Origin of the sequence: uncultured Flavobacterium sp. (assembly GCF_937967675.1) — a bacterium.
Taxonomy (GTDB): domain Bacteria; phylum Bacteroidota; class Bacteroidia; order Flavobacteriales; family Flavobacteriaceae; genus Flavobacterium.
Window position 1 is genome coordinate 1 of record NZ_CALBSN010000134.1, and the last position, 2,322, is coordinate 2,322.

Consider the following 2,322-nt stretch of genomic DNA (forward strand, 5'->3'; position numbering starts at 1 on the left):
TCGTTGTGAATGATTAGAGTATTTGCGGTACCAAGGTCGATTGCGATATCCTCGGTCATGAAATCAAAAAATCCCATAGGTTTGAGAAGGGTTTAGTGTTTTTTGTATAATTGTATTCAACTCGCAAAATTATAAAAATAATCTGGAATAAATGCAAATAAAAAGCGCATTAAAATATTTTTTTTAATGCGCTTGTGAAATATGATTTTTAAGTTAAACTTTAGTGTTTAAAATGACGGATTCCTGTGAAAACCATTGCCATGCTATTATCATTGCAATAATTGATACTTAATTCATCTTTAATCGAACCTCCTGGTTGAATCACTGCTGTAATTCCAGCTTTGTTTGCGATTTCTACACAGTCTGGGAAAGGGAAGAAAGCGTCACTTGCCATAACCGCTCCAGTTAAATCGAATTCAAAGGAAGTTGCTTTTTCAATGGCATGACGTAAAGCATCTACTCTTGAAGTTTGTCCAGTTCCAGAAGCACACAATTGTTTATTTTTTGCAAATACAATCGTGTTCGATTTGGTGTGTTTACAAATTTTTGAAGCAAACAATAAATCTTCGATTTCTTCTTCTGTTGGAATTGCTGTTGTAACCGTTTTTAAATGGTCTTTTGAATCGGTAACGTTGTCTTTATCTTGCACTAAAATACCGTTTAAACAAGTTCTTACAGTGGTTTGAGGTAATTCAACGTCGTTTAAAATTAAGATAATTCTGTTTTTCTTTTCTTCTAAAATATCAATTGCTTCTTGGTCATATGCAGGAGCAATTACTACTTCGCAGAATAATTGGTTGATTTCGTTTGCGGTTGCAACATCAATTTTTCCATTCGCAATTAATACTCCACCGAAAGCTGAAGTTGGGTCACCTGCTAAAGCATCTAAATATGCTTCTTTCATGGTATTTCTGGTTGCTAAACCGCAAGCGTTATTGTGTTTTAAAATCGCAAAAGTTGGATTGTCGTTTTTGAATTCGTTCATTAAATTTACTGCTGCATCAACGTCTAATAAATTGTTGTAAGACAATTCTTTTCCGTGAACTTTGGTAAACATTTTATCGAAATCGCCATAGAAAAATCCTTTTTGGTGAGGATTTTCACCATAACGTAATACATTTCCGTTTTGTTCGCTGATTTTTAAAACCGGTTCTTCAAACGTTTGGTTGAAGTAGTTAAAAATAGCCGAATCATAATGTGAAGAAACATTAAAAGCTCTTGAAGCTAATAATTTTCTGTTTTCTAAAGTGGTAGCACCATTGTTTTCAGTGTAGAAATTCAAAAATGGTGCATATTGCTCAACAGAAGGTACAATTACCGTGTCTTTGAAGTTTTTAGCAGCCGCTCTAATTAACGAAATACCACCGATGTCGATTTTCTCGATAATATCTTGTTCGCTAGCACCTGAAGCAACAGTTTTTTCAAACGGATACAAATCCACAATCACTAAATCGATTTGCGGAATGTTGAATTCTTTCATTTGTTCCACATCACCAGCATGGTCTTGACGGTTTAAAATTCCACCGAAGATTTTTGGATGCAAGGTTTTTACTCTTCCACCTAAAATTTCAGGGAAAGCTGTAATATCTTCTACTGCTACTACTGGAATACCTAAATCTTTAATAAAAGTTTCAGTTCCGCCGGTAGAATAAATGGTTACATTGTTTTGGTGAAGGGCTTTAACAATAGGTTCTAAACCGTTTTTGTCAAATACAGAAATCAATGCCGAAGCAATTTTTTTTGTTGTGTTCATGGTGTTGTGTTGTTGTATCTGAATCAGTCTCAGATAAATGTTGTTGTTTTATTCCGCTACGCTCCATACAGTTCGGCTCGCCTCGGGTTCGTGGTGCAAAAGTAGTTATACTTCTTAAAATAGTCAAACTTTATTGTTTTATATTTTTTAAAATTAGATTATTGATTTTATCAAAAATCCTAAAGAAGTAATTGCTAAAAAAAATATTATAATCCAATTTTGAATTACATTAACCTTTGTACCAAATTTAAAAAATATTGGATTTTCATCACGACCTGATAACCACCATTTATGAATTCGGTAGTACAGAAATGAAGCTAGTCCAAATAAAAGACTCAAAATTAGATTTTCATTTAGCATTGTTTTTTTTTCAAATATAAATAAATTCCCTCCAACTGTAACATTTTCACTCGATGTTCTACTTATTAATAATAGCTCAGTATTATGCTTTTATATTTACGATTACTTTCAGAAAGTTTCAGTTTTGCCATTAACGCGTTGCGTAATAATAAATTGCGTACGCTTTTGTCGTTGTTAGGCGTTACCATTGGTATTTTTTCCATTATTGC

General features: G+C 33.1%; 1 protein-coding gene and 1 pseudogene. One reads left to right on the forward strand and one right to left on the reverse strand.

Going from position 1 to position 2,322, the window contains the following annotated elements; all coding sequences use genetic code 11:
* Positions 1-220 precede the first annotated feature (220 nt).
* On the reverse strand, positions 221-1,753 hold the full coding sequence (gene purH / locus Q0075_RS08950; RefSeq protein WP_297869227.1) for a bifunctional phosphoribosylaminoimidazolecarboxamide formyltransferase/IMP cyclohydrolase: 1,533 nt from the start codon (positions 1,751-1,753) through the stop codon (positions 221-223).
* A 444-nt stretch (positions 1,754-2,197) separates the two neighbouring features.
* On the opposite strand from purH, the pseudogene Q0075_RS08955 reads away from it, so the two are divergent.
* Positions 2,198-2,322: pseudogene (locus Q0075_RS08955) on the forward strand (ABC transporter permease); the annotation flags it as partial.

What these genes read in the sequence shown, in the direction of transcription:
- purH (WP_297869227.1), bottom strand. Translation starts at nt 1,753, where the DNA reads ATGAACACAACAAAAAAAATTGCTTCGGCATTGATTTCTGTATTTGAC.